This window comes from Plantactinospora sp. B6F1 (genome assembly GCF_040120695.1).
Taxonomy (GTDB): domain Bacteria; phylum Actinomycetota; class Actinomycetes; order Mycobacteriales; family Micromonosporaceae; genus Plantactinospora.
In genome coordinates this window covers 1-21269 of record NZ_JBEEAC010000017.1, presented here as the reverse complement: position 1 = coordinate 21269, position 21269 = coordinate 1, and the positions used below count along the sequence as shown (strand labels likewise).

The 21269-nt window shown below is 72.3% G+C and carries 17 protein-coding genes and 1 pseudogene; 10 read left to right on the top strand and 8 right to left on the bottom strand.

From position 1 onward, the window contains the following. Nucleotides 1-161: 161 nt before the first annotated feature. From ABNF97_RS21265 to ABNF97_RS21255, 3 genes are all read left to right on the top strand, one after another. Nucleotides 162-1670, top strand: a complete 1509-nt coding sequence (locus ABNF97_RS21265; protein WP_130464644.1) for an Nramp family divalent metal transporter — start codon at nt 162-164, stop codon at nt 1668-1670. A 224-nt stretch (nt 1671-1894) separates the two neighbouring features. After that, on the top strand, nt 1895-3832 hold the full coding sequence (locus ABNF97_RS21260; RefSeq protein WP_130464643.1) for a hypothetical protein: 1938 nt from the start codon (nt 1895-1897) through the stop codon (nt 3830-3832). Nucleotides 3833-3899: 67 nt separating this feature from the next. Then, nucleotides 3900-4535 carry an MSMEG_1061 family FMN-dependent PPOX-type flavoprotein gene (locus ABNF97_RS21255; RefSeq protein WP_130464642.1) on the top strand — a complete coding sequence of 212 codons (636 nt, stop codon included), beginning with the start codon at nt 3900-3902 and terminating at the stop codon, nt 4533-4535. Between the two features lie 61 nt (nt 4536-4596). Here ABNF97_RS21255 and ABNF97_RS21250 read toward each other — a convergent pair whose 3' ends face one another. The 5 genes from ABNF97_RS21250 to ABNF97_RS21230 form a co-directional block, all read right to left on the bottom strand. After that, nucleotides 4597-6063, bottom strand: a complete 1467-nt coding sequence (locus ABNF97_RS21250) for a (Fe-S)-binding protein (RefSeq protein ID WP_349339528.1) — start codon at nt 6061-6063, stop codon at nt 4597-4599. After that, nucleotides 6063-7421, bottom strand: coding sequence for an FAD-binding oxidoreductase (locus ABNF97_RS21245; protein ID WP_349339527.1), 1359 nt, complete (start codon nt 7419-7421; stop codon nt 6063-6065). Before ABNF97_RS21245 ends, ABNF97_RS21250 begins: the two co-directional genes overlap by 1 nt. Nucleotides 7422-7424: 3 nt before the next feature. After that, a complete protein-coding gene (locus ABNF97_RS21240; protein WP_349339526.1) occupies nt 7425-8891 on the bottom strand; it encodes an FAD-linked oxidase C-terminal domain-containing protein in 1467 nt (488 codons plus the stop codon). A 100-nt stretch (nt 8892-8991) separates the two neighbouring features. Next, entirely contained in the window at nt 8992-10572 is a 1581-nt protein-coding gene (aceB, locus tag ABNF97_RS21235; RefSeq protein ID WP_349339525.1) for a malate synthase A, read from the bottom strand. Between the two features lie 103 nt (nt 10573-10675). Beyond that, on the bottom strand, nt 10676-11959 hold the full coding sequence (locus ABNF97_RS21230; protein ID WP_349339524.1) for a phospholipase D-like domain-containing protein: 1284 nt from the start codon (nt 11957-11959) through the stop codon (nt 10676-10678). Between the two features lie 109 nt (nt 11960-12068). Between ABNF97_RS21230 and ABNF97_RS21225 the strand changes: the two genes are divergently transcribed. From ABNF97_RS21225 to ABNF97_RS21215, 3 genes are all read left to right on the top strand, one after another. Beyond that, entirely contained in the window at nt 12069-13154 is a 1086-nt protein-coding gene (locus ABNF97_RS21225) for an NAD(P)-binding domain-containing protein (RefSeq protein WP_349339523.1), read from the top strand. Nucleotides 13155-13483: 329 nt separating this feature from the next. Beyond that, nucleotides 13484-13774, top strand: a complete 291-nt coding sequence (locus ABNF97_RS21220; protein WP_130464636.1) for an adhesin — start codon at nt 13484-13486, stop codon at nt 13772-13774. A gap of 249 nt (nt 13775-14023) precedes the next feature. Beyond that, nucleotides 14024-14989, top strand: a complete 966-nt coding sequence (locus tag ABNF97_RS21215) for a DMT family transporter (protein ID WP_502930533.1) — start codon at nt 14024-14026, stop codon at nt 14987-14989. Between the two features lie 156 nt (nt 14990-15145). Here ABNF97_RS21215 and ABNF97_RS21210 read toward each other — a convergent pair. Both ABNF97_RS21210 and ABNF97_RS21205 read right to left on the bottom strand, forming a co-directional pair. Beyond that, nucleotides 15146-15562: pseudogene (locus tag ABNF97_RS21210) on the bottom strand (Sir2 family NAD-dependent protein deacetylase); the annotation flags it as partial. Nucleotides 15563-15626: 64 nt separating this feature from the next. Then, entirely contained in the window at nt 15627-16013 is a 387-nt protein-coding gene (locus ABNF97_RS21205; protein WP_165436847.1) for a fibronectin type III domain-containing protein, read from the bottom strand. Between the two features lie 283 nt (nt 16014-16296). On the opposite strand from ABNF97_RS21205, the gene ABNF97_RS21200 reads away from it, so the two are divergent. Both ABNF97_RS21200 and ABNF97_RS21195 read left to right on the top strand, forming a co-directional pair. Beyond that, complete coding sequence (locus ABNF97_RS21200; RefSeq protein WP_130464633.1) at nt 16297-16734, top strand: hypothetical protein; 438 nt, start codon at nt 16297-16299, stop codon at nt 16732-16734. 434 nt (nt 16735-17168) lie between these two features. After that, nucleotides 17169-17561 carry a cupin domain-containing protein gene (locus ABNF97_RS21195; protein ID WP_130464632.1) on the top strand — a complete coding sequence of 131 codons (393 nt, stop codon included), beginning with the start codon at nt 17169-17171 and terminating at the stop codon, nt 17559-17561. Between the two features lie 82 nt (nt 17562-17643). Here ABNF97_RS21195 and ABNF97_RS21190 read toward each other — a convergent pair whose 3' ends face one another. Continuing rightward, complete coding sequence (locus ABNF97_RS21190; protein WP_349339522.1) at nt 17644-19104, bottom strand: MGH1-like glycoside hydrolase domain-containing protein; 1461 nt, start codon at nt 19102-19104, stop codon at nt 17644-17646. Between the two features lie 151 nt (nt 19105-19255). Between ABNF97_RS21190 and ABNF97_RS21185 the strand changes: the two genes are divergently transcribed. Then, a complete protein-coding gene (locus ABNF97_RS21185; protein WP_349339521.1) occupies nt 19256-20044 on the top strand; it encodes an aldo/keto reductase in 789 nt (262 codons plus the stop codon). Nucleotides 20045-20128: 84 nt separating this feature from the next. Then, nucleotides 20129-21130, top strand: a complete 1002-nt coding sequence (locus ABNF97_RS21180) for a hypothetical protein (RefSeq protein WP_130464630.1) — start codon at nt 20129-20131, stop codon at nt 21128-21130. Nucleotides 21131-21269: the final 139 nt, after the last annotated feature.

The window sequence follows — 21269 nt, the reverse complement described above, 5'->3', positions numbered from 1 at the left end:
CGATTATTGAACCTTTTTCCACCTGAACCGCGCGGCGCTCACGCACCGCGTCCGACCTTGCGCTCCGACGGACCGCAAGGGGAGGTTGAAAAAGGTTCATTGCGTATGGGTTTCCGATGGATGACGATTGATGTCCGGGGGGATCTCCAAGGAGGCGTCTCATGGCGGAGGCAACCCAGGTCCCGGATCTCCACTCCTATCCACTCGGCGTCAGCCGTCCCCCGCTCGCCGTGGCCGATCTTCCCGAGCCCGAGGAGGTCTTCAAGGTCCGCCGGCTCGGCCCCCGCGAGCTGGTCAAGTACGCTCTCGGCCCCAGCCTGATCGCGCTGGGCATCTCGATCGGCAGCGGTGAGTGGCTGCTCGGTCCGCAGGCGGTCGGCCAGTTCGGCTTCGTCGGGGTCGGCTGGGTCATCCTGGTCTCGGCGGTGCTGCAGACCTTCTACAACATCGAGTGCTCCCGGTACGTGATGGCCACCGGCGAGGCCCCGGTGGTCGGCTGGGGCAGGGTGCCGCCCGGCTACCTGCTCTGGGTACCGGCGTCGGTGTTTCTGGTGATCTTCGCGTTCATTGCCGGCGGCTGGGCGGCCTCGGCCGGCCAGGGGATGTACGCGCTGGTGCACGGCGAGGCCCCGCCGTCCGGGGCGGAGGAGCCACGGCTCTGGGCGATCGCCCTGCTGGTGCTGGTCTTCCTGATCGCCGCCGGGGCGAAGCGGATCAGCCGGGCCCTCGAACTCGCCAACTGGGTGATGGTCAGCGGCATCCTGCTCGCCCTGCTGCTGGTGGCGCTCTTCGTGGTCCCGTGGGACATCTGGTGGGAGGGGATCCGAGGCTTCGTCACCCCGGCCGCGCCGCCGGAAGGGATCACCGCCACCCAGCTCGGCGGGCTGGCCGGGTTCACCGCGCTCGTCTCCGGCCTCAACTGGTACGTCATGGGTCACTACCGGGACAAGGGCTACGGGATGGGCTTCCGCACCGGCTACATCTCCGGGCTCCGCGGTGACCGGCGGGAACTGCTGGCCACCGGGGTCACCTTCCCGGACGACCCGACGAACGCGGCCCGGTGGCGGCGCTGGTACCGGCTGCTGCTCGTCGACATGTGGGGCGTCTTCTTCGTCGGCGCGATGCTCGGCATGCTGCTGCCCACCATTCTGATGGCACGGGCGGTGCAGCTCTCCGGCGAGACGCCGACCGCGGCGAACGTACCGACCTTCGTGGCCACCGCCCTGGAACCCGACTACGGGCCGATGATGTTCTACGGCATGCTGCTGGTCGGCGTACTGGTGCTGTTCAGCACCCAGCTCGGGATCTTCGAGGGAATGGTACGGGTCAGCACCGACGCCGCGCACGCGACCAGTCCCCGGTTGCGCCGGCTGCTGGAGGGTGACCCGCGGAGGTTCTACTACCCGTTCATGCTGCTGCTGTTGGTGATCATATCGGTGGTGCTGCACCTGGCGGTGCCGGTCAACCTGGTGCAGTGGTCGGCCAACATGTCGAACCTGGGCGCGTTGCTCTACCCGTTCCTGCTGATCTACCTGAACAGCCGGCTGCCCCGGCCCGCCCGCCCGCGCCCCTGGCACTACGTGCTACTGGTGCTTAACGTGCTCTTCTTCGGCTTCTTCTTCGTCAACTTCATCGCCGACTTCGTCGGTGATCCGTTGATCACTTTCTAGGATGTGCGCGGAGGGGTCCCGGTCGCCGAAAAGCGAGGCGAGGGCCCACTCCCGCCGCAGTCGTCCGAATCCTCCTTTCTGTAAGCCCGAATTTTCCTTTCTTCAGGATCGGCATCTCGTCAACGGTATCGAATCGCCCCCACATTTACTGGAACCCATGCGATGATGACGAGCCGTCATCTCCGACTTCCGGTTAGCGGCGATTCTGATCGGGGAGATCCTCCATGCAGCTGCTTCTGGCGTACGCATTCGATCGTGTCGAGGGTGCGTCCGATGTGCCACTCCGGCTCGGTCGGGTCACGGACTACTACACGTCCCGGTGGCGCGACGAGACCCGGCGGAGTGGCCTGGACGTCGGCCGGATCGGACTGCACGTGTGGGACGTCGATCCGTCGCCGTGGCGCTGGCCGTCCTGGCAGCGGGAAGCCGATCTGGCGGTGGCCACCCTCTATCTGCCCGTCGACTACCAGCGGCTCGTCGGCGCCGTGGAACCCGCGCGGGCGGCGGTGCCACTGGCCAGGGCCCTGATCGAGCGCCCGTCGTCGGTGCTCGAGTTGACCGCGCCGTTCGTGGTGGCCTCGGTCGACCCCGCCCGGGGCCGGCTGCGGCTGCACACCGACGGGATCGGGCTCGGGCGGCTCTACGAACTCCGCTTTCCCGGCGGCTGGGTCTGGTCGAACCGACCGGCTGCGGCCTGCCGGTTCGCCGGAGTCCGGGCCGAGCCGGACCGGGACGGCTGGCGGATGTTCGCCGCCACCGGCTGGTTCCAGGGCGACCGGACCCCGTTCAGCAACGTGTACGCCGTGCCGGGCGGGGCCACCATCGGCTACGACCCGGCCGGGCCGGGCCGAACCCTCAGCGTGGTCGACGCCCTGGCGACCTGGTCGGCGGAGGGTCGGGGCGACGGTCTCGCGGCCGACCGGGTCGAGGAGGTGGCGGAGTCCCTTCGTCGGCTCGCGCTGTCCCTCGATCCGATCTGGTCGGGCAAGGTCGTTCTGGGACTCAGCGGCGGGCGGGATTCCCGGCTCTGCGCTGCGGCGGTGCTGGCCGCCGGGCTGGAGGTGCAGTTCGTGACGAACGGCGCCGAGCCGGGCGAGGCCGACGTCGCGGAACGACTCGTCGCGGCGCTTCCGGCCGCGATGGCCGGGCGGGTCAGCCACCGGATCGATCGTCCGAAACCGAACGGCCCGGCCAAGCCCGAAGGCCTGGCGTTGCGGGCCCCCGTGCTGCCGAACGTGCTGGCCTGGCACCGGCTGCAGGAGGGACTGCGACCGGAGAGCTACCTTCCGACGACGGCACCGGGCCGAATCGCCCCGGCACCGCACCTCAGCATCAGCGGGGCGGCAGGCGAGATCGCACACGGCCACTTCTATCCACCGGACCACGCGGAGTTGGCCGAGATCCGGTACCCCGAGCGGCTCGACGCCTTCACCGAGCGGTTGGCGGGCCGGATCGTACGTCGGCTGGGGCTCTCGGCCGCGGCCCGGCTCACCTCGACGGCGCAGATCCGCCGTACCCTGGACACGGCGTTCGTCAGCGGGCTGGGCGACGCCAAGGTGCTCGACTACTTCTACCTGGCGGAACGGCTGCGCCGCTGGGGCACGACGGCCGACCGGGCCGGGACGATCGTGCCGCTGCTGGTGCCCGAGTTCATCCGGGCCGCCTTCGACATCACCCCGGCGCAACGACGCGACAACGCGTTGCACCGCGCGGTCACCACACGACTGATTCCACAGTGGCGCGACGAACCGTACTACCGGCGTCCGGCCGGGCTGGTGCCGCCGGTCTGGGTGCCCCGGCTGGGCAGGGCGGTGGACCGGGACCTCATCACCGCGATCGTCGCGGACCGGGACGTCTGGGCGGACGCGCACCAGCCGGCCGTGGTGACCGCCTCCTGGCAGCAGTTGCTTGCCGGGCGCGGCGGGCCGGGCGACGAACGGCTACTGCACCGGGTGCTCTGGCGGGCCGTCTTCGCGGACTATCTCGCCGAGGTCAACGAGGAGTCGACCGAGGCCCGGATACCACTGCCCCGACTGCCGGGTCCGGCGGCGCCGCCACCCCGGACGATCGCCGACGCCGCCGTCCGGGGCCGACGGTTCGCGGCTCGGGGGCTGCGCCGGGTCGCCCGAGCGGTCGACCCGACGGCCGCCGTGCGGAGATGACCGTGCGGAGATGACCGTGCGATGCGGGCGTAGGCTGTAGGGCAGGCATCTGACGGGGGAGGTCGAGATGGTCGCACCGGCCGGTCTGCTGGAGGTCACGTCCGAGGCGGAGTTGCGCGAGCTGCTCGGCGAGCCGAAGCCCCGGGCGGTGACCAAGGAGCGGGTACGACTGCACGAGCTCGACCGCGAGTGGCTGGCGGCCTCACCGTTCTGCCTGCTGGCCACGGCCGATCCGGCCGGCAACTGCGACGTCTCGCCCAAGGGCGACCCGCCCGGCTTCACCCTGGTGCTCGACGACACCACGATCGCGATCCCGGAACGCCCGGGCAACCGGCGCGCGGACGGCTTCCGCAACATCCTGGGAAACCCGCACGTCGGGTTGATCTACCTGATCCCCGGGCGGGGCGAGACGCTGCGGATCAACGGCCGGGCCCGGCTGGTCCGGGACGCGCCGTTCTTCGACCAGATGATCGTGAAGGGACACCGCCCCGTCTTGGCGGTGGTGGTCGAGATCGAACAGATCTTCTTCCACTGCGCCAAGGCGTTCCTGCGGTCGGCGCTGTGGCATCCGGAGAGCTGGCATCCGGAGGCGCTGCCGCCGCACCCCCAGATCGTCAAGCGGATCCAGCAGACCGAGGAGTCGCTGGAGGACCTGGAGCGCTACTACGGCACCGAGTACGCTCGCCAGCTCTACCAGGGCTGACCACCGTAGGTCCGCTCCGGCGCCTGCGCCCGGGGGGCGCCGACGCGGCGCGGAACCGCCGTCAGCCGGGGGAGAGCAGCCGTTCGACGGGCAGCCGCCGGATGGAGGCGTCCAGCACCTGCGCGGTGTGCGCCACGGCGATACCACCCGCGCCGGCCGGCCGTGCCGAGGCCGTACCGCCGAGTCGGGGGATCGCGGCGGCGATCTGCATCAGGCAGCCCGGATTGGCGGTCACCAGCAGTTGGGCGCCGGTGGCGAGCACGTCCCGGGCCTTGCGTTCGCCGAGCCGGGCCGCTGGCTCGGGGTTGAGGATGTTCCACACCCCGGCCGAGCCGCAGCACAGCTCCGGGTCGGCGATCTCCCGCAACTCCAGCTTCGGAACGGCCCGCAGCAGCTCCCGGGGCTGGCTGCGGATCCCCTGGGCGTGCCCGAGGTGGCAGGCGTCGTGGTAGGCGACGCTGACCGGCAACGGGTGTCGACGGGCGACCGGGCCGAGTTCGACGAGGAGTTCGGCGAGGTCCCGTACCCGGGCGGCGAACTCGGCGGCCGGTTGCGCGTACGCCGGGTCGTCAGCGAGCAGCTCGCCGTACTCCTTGAGGGAGGAGCCGCAGCCGGCGGCGTTGACCACGAAGTAGTCGATGCCGGTCTCGGCGAAGGCGTCGATCAGGTCCCGGGCGAACCGACGCGCCTCCGTCAATCGTCCATTGTGCACGCTCAGCGCGCCGCAGCAGCCCTGCCGGGCCGGGTTCAGCACCACCTCACAGCCCTCGGCGGCCAGCACCCGGGCGGTTGCCGCGTTCACGCCGGGAAAGAACGCGCTCTGCACGCAACCGGTGAGCATCCCCACCACCGCCCGGCGCCGCCCGTACGCGGGCACCCGGTCGGGGGCCTTCGGTGCCCGGGTCAGCCGGGGAGCCAACGACTCCAGGGTCGCCAGCGTCGGCGCCAACCGGGGCAGCAGCCCACTCCTGGCCACCAGTGCGCGCAACCCGCTGGCCTGGTACGCCCGCAGCGGCCCGCGCAGCAGCCGCAGCCGTCCCGGGTAGGGGAAGAGCGCGAAGACGGCAGCCCGGAGCGCCCGCTCCCGGGCGGGGCGGCGATGCCGGCGCTCCACCTGCTGCCGGGTGTTCTCGATCAGGATGTCGTAGCGCACCCCGGACGGGCAGGCGGTGACGCAGGCCATGCAGCCCAGGCAGGCGTCGAAGTGCCCCACCATCGAGTCGCGCAGCGGTTCGCCCTCCAACCCCTGCCGCATCAGGTGGATCCGCCCCCGGGGCGAGTCCATCTCCTCGCCCCACAGCAGGTACGTCGGGCAGGTCGGCAGGCAGAATCCACAGTGCACGCAGTCGGCGACGACGTCGGACGGCGGTGGCCGGTACCCGTCGAAGGCCGGGCCGCCGGACGTCGGCCCGAGCAGCCCGAGCACGTCCCGGGGCACGCTGGCCGGCCGGGTACCGGCCGGCGACGGCGGGTCGGGGGTGCCGGCCGGCGACGGCGGATCGGGCGGGACCGGGTCGGGTGTCGACATCAGATACCTCCCACGAAGCGTCCGGGCGCCAGCCGCGCGTCGGGATCGAACTGCCGCTTGACCCGGCGCATCAGCTCCAACCCCTCCACCGGGCCCCAGAGGTCCACCCGGGTGCGGACCGGCTCCGGCGCGGTCAGCACCACCGCGTGCCCGCCGGCCTCGGTGGCCGCCCCGCGCAGTTCCTCGACGACCCGGGCCACCCGGTCCGGTCCGGCCGCCGCCGGCAGGCCGGCGTAGAGGACGCCGGTGCCGGCCGAGCCGCGTACCGCGATCGGCACATCGTGCCGGTCACCCGCCGCCCGGGCCGTGGCCAGCAGGTCGGGTACCCCGGAGAGCACCGCCGTGAGCTTGAGGCCGGTGTCGCCGGGCTGCCACGGGTAGCGGCCCCACCATGGCGGTGCCGCTGGGCCGTGCACCGCGTCGGCGCCGAGCAGCCGGGTGGCCGCCTCGGCCCGGCCGGCCACTCCGGCCGGGGTCCCCTCCAGCAGCAGCACCGTCTGGTAATCGCCGCCGGGTGGCGCGTCGACCTCCAGGGCGGTCGGCACGAGTTGGGCCCCGAGGACGGTACCGAGCAGCCGGCCGACCCGTTCGGCACCGGCCGTCCCGGCACCGGCCGTGCGGCAGCGGACGTACGCCCGGGCGGCCGGCACCGGGTGCAGCCGGAACACGCACTCGGTGACCAGGCCGAGGGTGCCGTACGCCCCGGTGACGAGTTTGCCCAGGTCGTAGCCGGCGACGTTCTTCACCACCCGACCCCCGGCGTGCGCCACCACCCCGTCGGCGCGGACCAGGGTGACCCCGATCAGCAGGTCCCGGACGGTGCCGTAGAGCATCCGGCGCGGGCCGCTGGCGTTGCACGCTACCGCGCCGCCGACGGTGGCGCCGCCGACCGGGTCGTCCAGCCCGAGCTGCTGGCCGGCCGGCGCGAGCGCGCGCTGGAGCTCGGCCAGCGGGGTGCCGGCCCGGACCACCACGATCAGGTCGCCGGCGGCGTGCTCGACCACGCCGCGCAGCCGCCGGGTCTCCACCAGCAGGTCGAGGGCGCGCGGCGGGTTGCCCCAGTCCGACCTGCTGCCGCCGCCCCGGAAGACCACGCTCAGCCCGAGCCCGGCGGCGGCCCGCAGCAGCGCCGCCGCCTGCGCGGTCGATCCGGGAGCGGCGACGATCCGGGCCGGTACCCCGCCGACCGCGTCCGCCGGCCCGGCCGGCCGGACCGCCGCCGAGCCGGCGCCGCCGTCCTCGCCGGCCCTGCCGTCCCTGCCGGTCTCGTTGCTTCTGCCGGTCTCGCTGTCCCCGCCGGCAGTGGCGATCGCGGCCCGGAGGGCGTCGAGTTGCGCGGTGGTGTCGGGTCGGGGCATGGGTCAGAACACCTCCGCGAGTCCGGCCTCCTGGAGCGGATGCGCACCCTTGCGCCGGCCGGGCACCTCGCCGCAGAGCCGTGGAGTGGGGAAGATCTTGCCGGGGTTGGCCAGCGAGCGCGGGTCGAAGGCGCAGCGCAACAACTGCATGGTGTCCAGGTCGTCGTCGGTGTACATCCGGGGCAGGTACCTCGCCTTGTCCATCCCGACGCCGTGCTCCCCGGTGATCGAGCCGCCGTACGCGACGCAGAGGTCGAGGATCGCGCCGGAGAGTTCCTCGGCCCGCTCGGCCTGCCCGTCGACCGCGTCGTCGAAGAGGACCAGCGGATGCAGGTTGCCGTCCCCGGCGTGGAAGACGTTCGCCACCCGGATGCCGCGCTCGGCGGCGAGTTCGCCGATCCGGCGCAGCACCTCCGGCAGGGCGGTACGCGGGATCACCCCGTCCTGCACGATGTAGTCCGGGCTGATCCGGCCCACCGCCGCGAAGGCGGACTTCCTGCCCTTCCAGAAGAGTGCCCGTTCGGCGTCGTCGGTGGCGACCCGGATCTCGACCGCGGCGTTGGCCCGGCAGAGCCGCTCCACCTCCGCGAACTGCGCCTCGACCTCGGCGGCCGGGCCGTCCAGCTCGACGATCAGCACCGCGCCCGCGCCGGCCGGATAGCCGCAGTGCACCGCCGCCTCGGCCGCCTCGATCGCGAGCGCGTCCATCATCTCGACCGCCGCCGGCACCACTCCGGCGGCGATGATCGCCGAGGTCGCCGCACCGGCCGCGTCCGTGCTGGCGAAGGCGGCCAGCAGGGTACGCACCGTCTCCGGCAGCCGGACCAGCCGTACGGTGACCTCGGTGGCGATCCCGAGGGTGCCCTCCGAGCCGACGAAGGCGCCGACGAGGTCGTAACCGGGGCTGTCCGGCGCCGCACCGCCGAGCCGGACGAGGTCGCCGTCCGGGGTGACGACCTGCAGTCCGAGCACGTGGTTGGTGGTGAAGCCGTACTTCAGGCAGTGTGCCCCGCCGGAGTTCTCCGCGACGTTCCCGCCGATGGAGCAGATCTGCTGGCTGGACGGATCCGGGGCGTAGTAGTAGCCGTACGGGCTGGCGGCCCGGGTGACGGCCAGGTTGATCACGCCCGGTTCGACCACGGCCCGTTCGTCGGCCGGCGACACCTCCCGGATGGCCCGCAGTTGGGAGGTGACGATCAGCACCCCGTCGGCGTGCGGCAGCGCACCGCCGGAGAGCCCGGTGCCGGAGCCCCGGGCCACGAACGGCACCCGGGCGGCGACGCAGGCCCGGACCACCAGGGCGCATTCCTGGGCACTGCGCGGCAGCACCACCAGCGCCGGCATGACCCGGTACTGGGCCAGCCCGTCACACTCGTAGGTCCGTAGCCGGGCCCGGTCGTCGATCACCTGCTCGTCGCCGAGGGCGTCGCGCAGCTCGCCGGTCAACCTCTCGATCTCGGGTCGGGCCATCCGTCGACCTCCGGTCTCCGCTCCGGTCAGAGCCTTTCGTCAGTTGCCGGTCAGGGCCTTTCGTCAGCTGCCGGTCCGGGCATCGGTCGGTGCCGCCCGGTCACGGCATCCGTTCGTACGCGGGCAGGGTGAGGAAGTCGACGAACTCGTCCGCCACGGCGACCTCCATGAACAGGGCCCGTGCCTCGGCGTACCGGCCCGGGTCGCCGCCGAGCCTGTCGATCTCCTCGTCGGCGATCCGCTCCACGAGTTCCCGGGTCACCCGGGCGCCGTCGGCCAGCGTGACGTCGTTGTGCAGCCACTGCCAGACCTGGGAGCGGGAGATCTCGGCGGTCGCCGTGTCCTCCATCAGGTTGAAGATGGCGACCGCGCCCGAGCCGGCCAGCCAGCTCGCCAGGTATTGAATGCCGACGCTGACGTCGTTGCGCAGTCCCGCCTCGGTCGGCGCGCCGGGGGTGGCGGCCACGTCGAGCAGTTCGGCGGCGCTGACCCGTACCTCGGCTCGGGTCCGGTCGAGCTGGTGCGGCCGGTCGCCGAGTACGCCGTCGAAGACCTCACGGCAGACCGGCACCAGGTCCGGGTGGGCCACCCAGGAGCCGTCGAAGCCGTCGTTCGCCTCCCGGGTCTTGTCCTCCCGGACCTTGGCCAGCGCGGTCTCGTTGACCTGCGGGTCGCGGCGGCTCGGGATGAAGGCGGCCATCCCGCCGATCGCGTGCGCGCCGCGCCGGTGACAGGTCCGGACCAGCAGTTCGGTGTACGCCCGCATGAACGGCGCGGTCATCGTCACCGCGTTCCGGTCCGGGAGCAGGAACTCCGCCCCCCGGGTGCGGAACTTCTTGATCACGCTGAACATGTAGTCCCAGCGGCCGGCGTTCAGCCCGGCGGAGTGCTCGCGCAGCTCGTAGAGTATTTCGTCCATCTCGAAGGCGGCTGGCAGGGTCTCGATCAGCACGGTGGCCCGGATCGTGCCGCGCGGGATGCCGAGCCACTCCTGGGCGGCCAGGAACACCTCGTTCCAGAGCCGCGCCTCCCGGTGGCTCTCCAGCTTGGGCAGGTAGAAGTAGGGACCGGAGCCGGCGTCGAGCTGCGGCCGGGCACAGTGGAAGAAGTAGAGGCCGAAGTCGACCAGGCTGCCGGAGGTGCGCTCGCCGTCGACCAGGATGTGCTTCTCCGGCAGGTGCCAGCCGCGCGGCCGGACCACGATCGTCGCCAGCTCGCCGTCGTGCAGCCGGTAGTGCTTCCCCTCCGGTGTGCGCAGCTCCAGCTTGCGGGCGATCGCGTCCCGGAGGTTGAGCTGCCCCTCGATCACGTTGCGCCAGAACGGGGTGTTGGCGTCCTCGTGGTCGGCGAGCCAGACCTTGGCGCCGGAGTTGAGGGCGTTGATGGTCATCTTCGCGTCGGTCGGGCCGGTGATCTCGACCCGCCGGTCGACCAGTCCGGGTGCCGGGTCGGCGACCCGCCAGTCACCGGCGCGGACCTCGGCCGTCTCGGGCAGGAAGTCGAGGGTGCCCCCGGCGGCCAGCGCCGCCGCCCGCTCGTCGCGCAGCGCCAACAGCTCCCGGCGGCGACCGTCGAACGACCGGTGCAGCCGGGCCACGAAGTCGAGCGCATCGCCGGTGAGTATCTCCTGGTAGCGGTCGTTGACCGGTCCGGTGACCCGGACGCCCTGCGGCAGCTTCATCGCCGACCTCCTCCTAGGTGATCCCCGTGATCAGGGTACGGCGTTCCGGTTGTTCCGGCCCGACCTGATCTGCCCCGATCACGGGGATCGCGGTGCCGTACCGTCAGCGGATCTTGCCACCGTTCTGCCGACAGGTGTCCCGGACGTGCCAGAACTCGTGGAGGTAGTCGTCGTGGATGCCCCGGCCCATTACCCGCAGCATCGCCTCGTCGGCCTGGCGCAGCGCGGAGACGGCGTAGTTGTGGCTGCCGGTGAAGACCCGGGGCACGATGTCGTCGTCGTACGCTCCGTCGATCAGCATGTACTTGTTGTGCGTGCGGATGTCCCGGCCCGGTCCGACGTTGTAGTTGCACTTGGTGAGTTGGATGTCGCTGCCCAGCGCGTTCAGCACCCCGGCGTTCGCCTCGGTGTAGACGACGTCGACCCAGCAGCCCAGCTTGCTCAGCGCGGTGAGCTTCTTGGCCACCTCGGGGCGGTTGAACGAGTACACGTTGACCCGTACGTCGGTCTGCCGCCTGGTGCCGTTGTCGTCGTAGAAGCAGGCGGTCACCGAGTTGAGCGAGTTGACCACGGTGTCGGTGGCCGGGTCGCTGATCGGCTGCCCGGAGCGCTCCCGCCGGGGGAAGAAGTACGCCCGGTACGCCGTACCGGTCGGGGTGCCCCAGTAGTAGTTGTTGTTTCCGGCCGAGCTGTAGCGGTACGACCGCAGGTCCTCGAAGTACTTCCGGTACGCTTGGTAGATGGTGGCATCACTGAAGGTCAGGCCGTTGTTGTAGGCCTCGTTCGCGTCCCACCAGCCCAGGTTCGCCGAACCCTGGAAGACCACGTTGGACACCGTGGAGCCGTCGTTGAGCACGATGCTGGACGCGATCAGGAACTTGTTGTGGTTGTAGGCCGTCACCGACGAGTTCGTGTAGTCGATCTTCCGGGTGCCGATGCAGCCGCGGTCGGCGCTGGGAAACCTGTCCGCGCAGTGCACGATGTACGACCCGGCGGTGTCGTTGCTGCCGAGCACCGGCAGCAGTCGCTGGTACGGCCGCCCCTTGACCTGCTCGTGGTCCAGAATGATCTTTACCTGCACTCCCCGCCGGTGCGCGTTCAGCAGCCGTCCGGGCAGGTCCGGAGTGGTCGCCGAGTCGGTGACGTCGGTGACGCTGAACCCGAACCAGGACATCTGAATCTCGCCGCCGGGCGGCACCCGGTCGATGATCCGGGCGAGCTGGATGAAGATCGCGTTCTGTTGTGCGGCCGAGCCGGTCGGCCGGTTGAAGACCGCGTCGTTCATCGTCGGATCTGGCTCGGCGGCGCTGGCCGACCCCGCCCCCAGCGTCGGCATCCCGAGGGTGCCGGCGGTGAGTATGAAGACGAGTGCCGACCGAGCGGCCAAGCGTGGCGAAAATTTACGTATCCGCATGGCTAGATGATGGCATCCGATTGTGACCAAGGAAACCTCCGTTTCCGGTACCGATCGGTCGCCGGGCGGGGTTACTCCGGTAATGAGCGCGCGGGACGTGGACGTCGTGGTGATCGGAGCCGGTCAGGCCGGACTCTCCGCCGGCTACTTCCTGGGCAGGAGCGGATTCGCGCCGGAAACCGGCTACGTGCTGCTGGACGGCGGCGCCGGACCGGGCGGCGCCTGGCGGGACCGCTGGCCCACCCTGCGGATGTCCGCCGTGCACGGCGTGCACGACCTGCCCGGCCGGCCGCTCGGCGAGGTCGACCCGGACCGGCCGGCCGCCGAGGTGGTCGCCGGCTACTTCGCGGCGTACGAGCGTGAGTTCGGCCTCCCGGTGCACCGCCCGGTGAACGTGACCGGGGTGCACGACCGGGACGACGGCCGGCTGGACGTGCGGACCGACGCCGGCCGATGGCGTGCCCGGGCACTGGTCAACGCGACCGGAACCTGGCGGCGCCCGTTCTGGCCGTACTATCCCGGCCAGCGCTCGTTCGCCGGCCGGCAACTGCACACCGCCGACTACCGGGGCCCGGCCGAGTTCGCCGGTCGCCGGGTCGTGGTGGTCGGCGGCGGCACCTCCGCCCTCCAGTTGCTCGACGAGATCGCCACCGTCGCCGCCGAGACCCGCTGGGTCACCCGCCGGCCGCCGGTGATCGTCGAGGGCGCCTACAGCCCGGAATGGGGCCGGGCCGCGGTGGCCCGGGTGGACGCCCGGGTACGCGCCGGCCTGCCGCCGGCCAGCGTCGTCGCCGCGACCGGTCTGGTGTGGACGGAGCAGCTGCGCCGGATGCGCGAACGCGGGCTGCTGCACCGGCTCCCGATGTTCGCCCGGATCACCCCGGACGGCGTCGTCTGGCCCGACGGCGGCACCTTCGCCGCCGACGTGATCCTCTGGTGCACCGGATTCCGGGCGGTACTCGACCATCTCGCTCCGCTGCGGCTGCGCGGGCCGGGGGGCGGGATCGTGATGGACGGGACCCGGGTGGTCGCCGACGACCGGGTGCACCTGATCGGGTACGGGCCGTCGGCGAGCACGATCGGCGCGAACCGGGCCGGCAGGTCCGCCGTACGGGAGATCCGGCGATTGCTCGACGCATCGGCGACACCGGCCGGAATACCGCGCTGACCTGGTGAAACGTCCAGTTGGACAGGGGCGGGCGAGCTTCTAACACGTCCCGCCGGGCGGCTCACCGCATTTGACGAATCGGGTTGGAGCCGGCAACGTAGGGCAAGTACGGCCCGTCGCCGCGAGCGCGGGGGACCGGGTGCGAGGTGCACCGGCCGTACCCAGGCGTCAGCCCGGTCCGCGCAGCGCGTGGGCCGATCAACAGGCTGGCTACATGACCGATGGCCGCCGCGATGTCCGAAGGCGAAGTTGGCCTCACGCGGGTGCCCGGGACGCGCCCGCTGGATGGGCGTACGGGCCGAGCACACGAAAATCCACGAGGAGTCTGCATGCTCACCATGACCGAGAACGCCGTACTCGTGATCCGGGACCTGACTGCGCAGCAGGAGGTGCCGGACGGCGCCGGCCTGCGTATCGCCAGCGACATCAACGCCGGGTCGCTCAACCTCACCCTGGCCGAGAGCCCCGCCCAGGGCGACCAGGTGGTGGACAGCAACGGGGCGCGGGTCTTCCTCGACCCGCAGGCCGCGCAGATCCTCGACGACAAGGCCCTGGACGCCGCGGTCGACGCGCAGGGCGCGGTGCAGTTCGGCTTCGCGGAGCAGGGTCCGGCGACCTGACGGGCGTACCCCGCGAGGACGTGGGCCGTCCGCCGGCCGGGATTGCCGGCGGGCGGCTCGGTGCCGGTCCGGTACAGTCCAGCCGTGCACCATCGCTTCCCCATCACCCCGCCGCCGCGCTCCTGAGCGGGGCGACGACCCCAGCGCATCGTGCCGATCCGGCCGATGCGCTGCTTCCTGTCGGGTGATTCCTGGGTTCGCCCCGCTTCCGCGACCACCTTCCCTCTCGTCGCAGGAGCGCGAACTCCCATGCACACCTCTTCCGCACCACCGGCTGCAATCGCATCACCGGCTGCCGCGCGTCACCGGTCCGGTGCCGGCCTCTGGTTTCTGATCATCTCCGGCACGTTGTGGGGTACCGGTGGACTCACCGGCAGCCTGCTGGGCCGGCACACCGGGCTCTCCCCGGTCGCGGTCGCCGGATACCGGCTGGCGGTCGGCGGGATCCTGATCGTGGCCTTCCTCGCCCTCACCGGACGCCGCCCGCCGCCCGGCCGGGCGGCCTGGACCCGGATCGTCGTCCTCGGGGTGCTGGCCGCGCTCTACCAGGTCTGCTACTTCGGCGCGGTGTCGCTGACCTCGGTCAGCCTCGCCACCCTGGTCACCATCGGTGCCGCGCCGCTGCTGGTCCTCGCCGCGGAGGCGGTCGCCGGCCGGCGCCGGGTGGACCGCGGTACGGCCGGAACCTGTGCCCTGGCGGTGGCCGGGCTGGTGCTGCTGGTCGGGCTGCCGGCCGGTGGCTTCGGGGCGGTCGTGGTGCTCCTCAGTACCCTGCTGGCGCTGGTCTCCGCTGCCGGATTCGCCGCGATCACCCTGGTCGGCGCCCGGCCGGTGCCGGACCTCGACGAACTCGCCGGCACCGGCTACGGCTTCACCCTCGGCGGGCTGCTGGTGGTGCCCCTGGCCGCCGGCACGGTCGGGCTGGGCTTCCAGCCCGGTCTCGCCGCCCTCGGGCTACTGGTCGCGCTCGGCGTCGGGCCGACCGCGGTGGCGTACCTGCTCTACTTCCGCGGGCTGCGTACCGTCCGGCCCGGTACCGCGGCGCTGCTGGAGCCGCTGGTCGGGGCGGTGCTCGCCGCGCTGCTGCTGGGGGACCGGCTCGGCCCGGTCGGCCTGGTCGGCGCGGCGCTGCTCGGCGCGGCCGTGGTGCTCGCCGCCAGGTCGCCGGCCGCCGCGACCGATCCTCCAACCCGCTCGCCGGCCGCACCGGCGTAGCCTCGCGGGCCGGACGCCCATCGTCGCAACCGCCGGCCGGGGACCGCCGGTCCGGCGGAGCGGGCCGCAGCGGTGAACCGGACCAGCGCCGGCAGTACCCGGCCGAGCGGAGCGTCGATGGTCAGCTCGGCGTAGTCGTCACCCCGGGTCCGTCTGCCGGTCGGTGGTCTCGGCACAGCCCAGGCAGACCACCCGGGCCAGGCTGCCGTGCAGCTCGACCACGGAGCGGGCCCCGCCAGCCTGGTGCAGGCCGTCCACGTTCTGGGTCAGGATGCCGGCCAGCAGCCCGCGCCGGTCGAGTTCGGCGAGCGCCCGGTGCCCGGCGTTCGGGGCGGCCCGGGCGATGGTCCGCCAGCCCAGGTGGCTGCGTGCCCAGTAGCGGCGCCGGGCCAGCGGGTCACCGACGAACGTCTGGTACGTCATCGGGGTGTGCCGGCGCAGCGCCCCGCTCGGCCCTCGGTAGTCCGGGATCCCGGAGTCGGTCGACAGCCCGGCACCGCTGAGCACGACGACGTCGCCGCCGGTCAGCAGCCGCGCCAGCCGGGCGTAGCGTTCGGCGTCGGGTTCGTTCACCCGTCCATGCTGCCTCGCCGTACGCGCCCCGGCGAGAAGCCTCAGCCGTCCGCGGCGAGAAGCCTCAGCCTTCCTCGGCCGGCGGGGTGTGGAAGGTGAGCGGTTCCGAGAGCGGACTCAACGAGTAACCGGAGCCGGGCAGCGCGGCGGCGCGTACCGCCACGGTGTATTCGGTGCCGGGCGTCAGGGCCACGAAGGTGACGGTGTTGAACGGCATCGAGGAGAAGCCCTGCCACTGACCGTCCACCAGTCGCAGCATCGAGTAGCGGAAGACCGGGCCGGCGGGCGGCGCCCAGGTCAGCCTGGCACCGGTCGGGGTGATGTCGGTGGCCACCGGTTGGCCGGGCGGCGGCAGCGGAATCAGCGGGTCGGCCTGCGCGGGAGCGGCGGCCAGCAGGGCCAGGCCCAGGGCCAGGGCGAGGGCGGCGGCGTGCAGCTTGCGTCCGAACATGGCGAGAGCCTTTCTGGGGGTACGGGGTACGACTGCGTCAGCGCCTGGCATCCATTGATAGCTATCGAACTACCTCGGTGCCGTGCTGTCCAGGGCGCTGCTCTTGCCCGGTCCGGGCGGGTGTCCTCGATCGGACAGGCGTACTAAGTGTGATCGAATGTGGACGGAGAGTAATGTCGACCTGGGCAGGTACCGCCCCCGGGGCTCGCACCACTCACCGTGGCCACGCCCGCAATCCCTCGTCGACGGGCCGGGAACGGCCCGACCAGCAAGGAGTACCGCCATGTCCGAGACCAGTGAATCCAAGCACGCCGCAGCCGACGAACAGCCGGACGTCGCCATCGGCGAACAACCACCCACCGAGGGCATCGAGGCGGACGGAATCGACGTCGCGGCCGTCCCCGCCACCGCTGCCGGACTCCCGGCCACCGCGCAGGGGCACTTCGCCGTCGTGAACGCGAACGGGACCCTCGCCCGGGGCTTCGGGGTCGTCTCGTCCAGCCGGCTCGCCGTCGGCCAGTACCAGGTGGTCTTCATCCAGAGCGTGGCCCGTTCGGCCTTCACCGCCACCATCGGCCTGACCGGCAGCCTCGGGGCCTCACCGCCCGGCGAGATCGCCGTGGTCGGCCGAGCCGGCCTGGCGGCCGGAGTCTTCGTGCAGACCTGGAACAGCTCGGGCGTGCCCGCCGACCGCGCCTTCCACCTGCACATCTCCTCCTGAACCACCCGCCAGCGACGCCGGCCGGCGCGCCACCGGCCGGGCGTTGCTCGGGCCAGGCGACACCGTCTGGCCCCCGGTCCCCGCGGCGCGGCCCGGCGCCGCGGGGACCGGTCCGCTCCATCGACGAGCACCCGCCGCCGGCCGGGCCGACCCGGCCACGAGCGCGCGGCGCCGCCGGTGGAACGTGGCGTCGCCGCGCTCTGGCCGTCTCCCGCCCACGCAGCCCATCGGCGGTACGCCCGCGGGGACCTGGCTCGGCCGGGACGGCGCGTCGGTCGTTCCGGCTGTGTGTGGGGTTTCCCACCCCGACCGGAAGCAAACCCGGGGCCGGGCCGAACCTGGTAGGGGGCGGCCCGGCCGTTCGGGGGTCCCAGCAGTCACTCCTGCCTCGCGGGCGCCGAATCAACGCCCCGCATTCTGGGTAAGGAAGAGGCATGGAGCACTTCACTATCGCGACCGTCGCCGAACAGAGCCCGGACTTCCGCCGGGTGTTGTGGACCGGCAAGCACTCCCAGTTGGTCATCATGACGATCCCGCCGGGCGGCGAGATCGGTGAGGAGGTGCACGACGACATCGACCAGATCCTCACCTTCGTCAGCGGCACCGGCGAGGCCCGGGTCAGCGGCCAGACCCGCAAGGTGACCCAGGGCGACCTGGTGGTCGTACCGGCAGGGCGGAAGCACAACTTCGTCAACACCGGCCCGAACCCGTTGGTGCTCTACACCATCTACGGCCCCCCGGAGCACGCCGACCAGGCGGTGCACCACACCAAGGAGGAGGCCGACGCGATGGAGGAGGCCGGCAAGGACGAGCCACCGACCGGCTGACCGGGTTACGGCCGCGCTCTCAGCCCATCGGCTCGGCCTCTCAGCCCATCGGCTCGGCCTCTCAGCCCATCGGCTCGGCCTCTCAGTCCATCGGCTCCGCGAGGAGGTCGAGGGTTAGTGCGGCCGTCCAGCTGAACGCCGGAGAGCCGATCCCGGCACCGCTGCCCGGGTGGAAGTACTCGTAGTGGCCGGAGCGGCGGGCCAGGTCGAGCAGGGCCGAGCGCAGCACGTCGGCCAGCCCGTTCTGGCCGTGCGTACGCAGCCCGGCCAGGAGCAGCCAGTTGATGTTGAACCAGACCGGGCCGCGCCAGTACCGCAACGGGTCGAAGTCGACGGCGGAGCGGTCGTAACTGGGCACCGGCATCCGGGGATCCACCCCGAACCGGGCCGACTCCAGGACGGTCACCAGGCTCGTCAAGTGCCCGGCCGGCAGTCCCGGCAGGACCAGCGGCAGCAGCCCGTTGACACACCGGGCCGGGCTGTGCCGGCCGGTCCGGACGTCCCGGGCGTGGAACATGCCGGTGGCCGGGACGAAGAGCCGGTCCACCAGCTGACGGGTGATCGCGGCGGCCCGGTCCCGGTGCGGAGCCGGGTCGGCGCCGACCACCTCGGCTATCCGGGCCAGCGCCAGCTCGGCGGCGCCCCGCAACGTGTTGAACCCGGGGCACTCGACCAGGAACGGGTGTCGTAGCGCGAGGGCTTCGTCCCGATACCCCCCGTCCCGGTACGACAGCGCGATGACCAGGTAGCGGGCGTAGTCCTCGTCCGTGGGACGGTGGTCGGAGGAAACCACCAGGTTGTCCCGGCGGGCGTACCGGCGCAGCACCTCCGCCACCACCGGTACCGCGGCGAGCGCCTCGTCCCAGGCCGGGCTGTTGTCCAACCCCGACTCCCACGGATGCACGATGGCGGCGAGGCCGGCGCCGCCGACGTCCCGGGCCGTGGCCAGGTACTCCTGCTGGGCGACGAGACGCGGATAGAGCCAGCCCAGTTCCGCCGCCGCCACCTCGTCCGGCACCCGCCGGTAGACCTCCCAGGCGCCGATCGCGTGCACCGGTGGCTGCACGATCCCGCTGGTCCGCCTGGCCGACCGGGCACCGTTGCCCGGAGCGCCCACCCCGCCGTGCGTCGGGCCGCCGCTCGGGCTGGGCGGACCGCCGTGCGTCGGACCGCCGACGGGACCGGGCGGGTCGCCGCGCCAGAAGGCCGGGCCGGGAAAGTAGTCCCGTTCGGTGACCCCGGGGTCGAAGACGATGTGCGGAACCCGCCCGTCCGGCCACTGCGCCTCGAAGAGGCTGCGCAGGTCCCGCCAGGCCCGGTCCGGCGCGACGTGGGCCAGCCCGACGCTGATGAAGCCGGCGTCCCAGCTCCACTGGTGCGGATAGAGGGTGCGGGACGGCACCGTGTGGGTACCGGTCCAGTTGGTGGCCAGGATCGCGGCCGCCTCGCGCCAGGTCTCCGCGTCGGCCCCGTCGAGGTGCTTCGGTACGTCAACTGGTTCGCTCGATCCGGTCGCCCGGACCCGATTCGCGGCGTGAGACATAACCACTCAACGCCTAGTACCGTGAGGCCGTCGTTGTCAAATTCCGGTCCGGTCACCGGCCCGGGTGGTGAGAGCCACGCGTTCATTCTCCGCCGATCCGGTGCCGAGTGTCGGAATGCATGGCCAGGGCCGGTCCGGGTAGGAAACCACCATGACCTCTGCGATCGACCAACCCACCGTTCAGTTGCCGAGCGAGGTGCGGATGCCGACGCTCGGCTTCGGCACCTGGCAGCTGAGCGGCAGTCACGCCTACGACGCGGTCCGCGAGGCGCTCGACGTCGGCTACCGGCACCTCGACACCGCCACGATGTACGGCAACGAGGAGGAGGTGGGCCGGGCGATCCGGGACAGTGGGGTACCCCGGGAGGACGTCTTCGTCACCACCAAGCTCCCACCGGAGCGGGCCGGCCGGGAGCGGCAGACCATCGCGGAGAGCCTCGCCGCGCTCGACACCGGGTACGTCGACCTCTGGCTGATCCACTGGCCGCCCTCGTCGGACCGGGCCAGCATCGCGAGCTGGCGGGAACTGCTGGCCGTCCGGGACGAAGGGCTGGCCCGGGCGGTCGGGGTGAGCAACTACCACACCGGCCAGCTCGACCTGCTGATCGAGGCGACCGAGGAGGCTCCGGCGGTGAACCAGGTCAGGTGGGGTCCGGCGCTGCACGATCCGCGCCGGCTCGACGAGCACCGGGAGCGGGGTGTGGTGCTGGAGGGGTACAGCCCGTTGAAGACCACCGACCTGCACGAACCGGTACTCGTGGAAATCGCGCGCGGCCATGGGGTCACCCCGGGCCAGGTGGTGCTCCACTGGCACCTCGACCACGGCATCGTGGTGATCCCGAAGTCGGGTACGCCGTCCCGGATCCGGGAGAACTTCGACCTGTTCGGCTTCTCGCTGAGCGAGGGCGAGCTGCGCCAGCTCGACGCGATGGGCCGTTGAACCCGTCGCGACGGCCGTCGAGCCCGTCGAGCCCGTCGCGCCGCCGGGCGGCTACCCTGGCCGGTGGCGACGGGAGGGTGCGGGATGTACGACCAGCTACTCGGCGGGGGCCTCGGCCAACCCGGGCCGGGGGAGGACGGGCCGGAGCCGGACTTCGTCACCTGGCTGCTCTATCTCGACCGGGTCGAGGATCCGGGCTGGCTTGGTTCGCTTGCCCGCTGGTGGCACGACGAGGTGTGTCGGGTGCTGCTGCCGTTCGTACACCCGGCCGGTGCCGCCGCCCCGGCGACCTCGTTGACCGCGTTCGAGCAGAATCCCGGCGGGCGCGGGCGGCGGCGCCGCCCGGAGCGCTGGGTGGACGGGATCACCCCGGACTTCGCCCAGCTCTCGGCCCGGTGGTTCGACGTCGCGCCGACCTCGATCGCCTCCGAGCTGGACATCTTCCTGGCCCGATTCGCCGGTGGGCGGCACGTCCGGTTGCAGATCTCGATCGGCTTCGAGGGACGGCCCGGCGGGCTGCCGCTGGTGCTGCCGGCGCTGGTCGAGCTGGCCGGGCTGGTCGGTGACGCGACGGACCCGGCGTACGGCGAGATCGTGGCCAACGCCGGGTTGCTCTCCCCGGCGACGATGCTGGATGCGGCGCTCGGCCGGACCGCGGAGTCCTCGGCCGAGCAGAGCCGTACGCACCTGCGCGGCTACGAGTGGGTGACGGTCTGCCCCCGGGAGTTGGTGCCCGGGCTGGGTGGCGCGGAGCGGCTCCGGACCAGCGGTGCCTTCGCCGAGGTACGGCCGCTGCGGCACGGCGGAGCACTGCTCCGGGCGACCGACGATCCGGCCGACTACCGCGCCGACCGGGTACGCGCGGCCTTCCGCGCCCTGGCGCCGGTACTCCCGCCGGGCCGGCCGGGTGCGCTGCCGACGGTGCCGCCGGCCGGCTCGGCGATGCTGTCGGCGGTTCCCGGGGTGCTGGCCGGCGACCCGGGTGGGCACGACCTGAGCCGGGTGGTCTTCGCCGACCCTCGCACGGTGCACCGGCAGCTTCCCGGCCAGCGCCTCGACCTCGGCCCCGGGCTCGCCACCCGCTGACCGCCGCCCTTCCCTAGCCCCGCTTTCCGCACGTCGGTGATCGTGGGTGGGTTTCGGCGCGGCGGGTTGGTGATGAGGGTGACCGGTGGCAGCGTGTCCGGGTTGTGAGAGAGCGTGCGCGGTACGGTGTGGTGCCGTC

What these genes read in the sequence shown, in the direction of transcription:
- ABNF97_RS21265 (WP_130464644.1), top strand. Translation starts at nt 162, where the DNA reads ATGGCGGAGGCAACCCAGGTCCCGGATCTCCACTCCTATCCACTCGGC.
- ABNF97_RS21260 (WP_130464643.1), top strand. Translation starts at nt 1,895, where the DNA reads ATGCAGCTGCTTCTGGCGTACGCATTCGATCGTGTCGAGGGTGCGTCC.
- ABNF97_RS21255 (WP_130464642.1), top strand. Translation starts at nt 3,900, where the DNA reads ATGGTCGCACCGGCCGGTCTGCTGGAGGTCACGTCCGAGGCGGAGTTG.
- ABNF97_RS21250 (WP_349339528.1), bottom strand. Translation starts at nt 6,063, where the DNA reads ATGTCGACACCCGACCCGGTCCCGCCCGATCCGCCGTCGCCGGCCGGC.
- ABNF97_RS21245 (WP_349339527.1), bottom strand. Translation starts at nt 7,421, where the DNA reads ATGCCCCGACCCGACACCACCGCGCAACTCGACGCCCTCCGGGCCGCG.
- ABNF97_RS21240 (WP_349339526.1), bottom strand. Translation starts at nt 8,891, where the DNA reads ATGGCCCGACCCGAGATCGAGAGGTTGACCGGCGAGCTGCGCGACGCC.
- aceB (WP_349339525.1), bottom strand. Translation starts at nt 10,572, where the DNA reads ATGAAGCTGCCGCAGGGCGTCCGGGTCACCGGACCGGTCAACGACCGC.
- ABNF97_RS21225 (WP_349339523.1), top strand. Translation starts at nt 12,069, where the DNA reads ATGAGCGCGCGGGACGTGGACGTCGTGGTGATCGGAGCCGGTCAGGCC.
- ABNF97_RS21220 (WP_130464636.1), top strand. Translation starts at nt 13,484, where the DNA reads ATGCTCACCATGACCGAGAACGCCGTACTCGTGATCCGGGACCTGACT.
- ABNF97_RS21215 (WP_502930533.1), top strand. Translation starts at nt 14,024, where the DNA reads ATGCACACCTCTTCCGCACCACCGGCTGCAATCGCATCACCGGCTGCC.
- ABNF97_RS21205 (WP_165436847.1), bottom strand. Translation starts at nt 16,013, where the DNA reads ATGTTCGGACGCAAGCTGCACGCCGCCGCCCTCGCCCTGGCCCTGGGC.
- ABNF97_RS21200 (WP_130464633.1), top strand. Translation starts at nt 16,297, where the DNA reads ATGTCCGAGACCAGTGAATCCAAGCACGCCGCAGCCGACGAACAGCCG.
- ABNF97_RS21195 (WP_130464632.1), top strand. Translation starts at nt 17,169, where the DNA reads ATGGAGCACTTCACTATCGCGACCGTCGCCGAACAGAGCCCGGACTTC.
- ABNF97_RS21190 (WP_349339522.1), bottom strand. Translation starts at nt 19,104, where the DNA reads ATGTCTCACGCCGCGAATCGGGTCCGGGCGACCGGATCGAGCGAACCA.
- ABNF97_RS21185 (WP_349339521.1), top strand. Translation starts at nt 19,256, where the DNA reads ATGACCTCTGCGATCGACCAACCCACCGTTCAGTTGCCGAGCGAGGTG.
- ABNF97_RS21180 (WP_130464630.1), top strand. Translation starts at nt 20,129, where the DNA reads ATGTACGACCAGCTACTCGGCGGGGGCCTCGGCCAACCCGGGCCGGGG.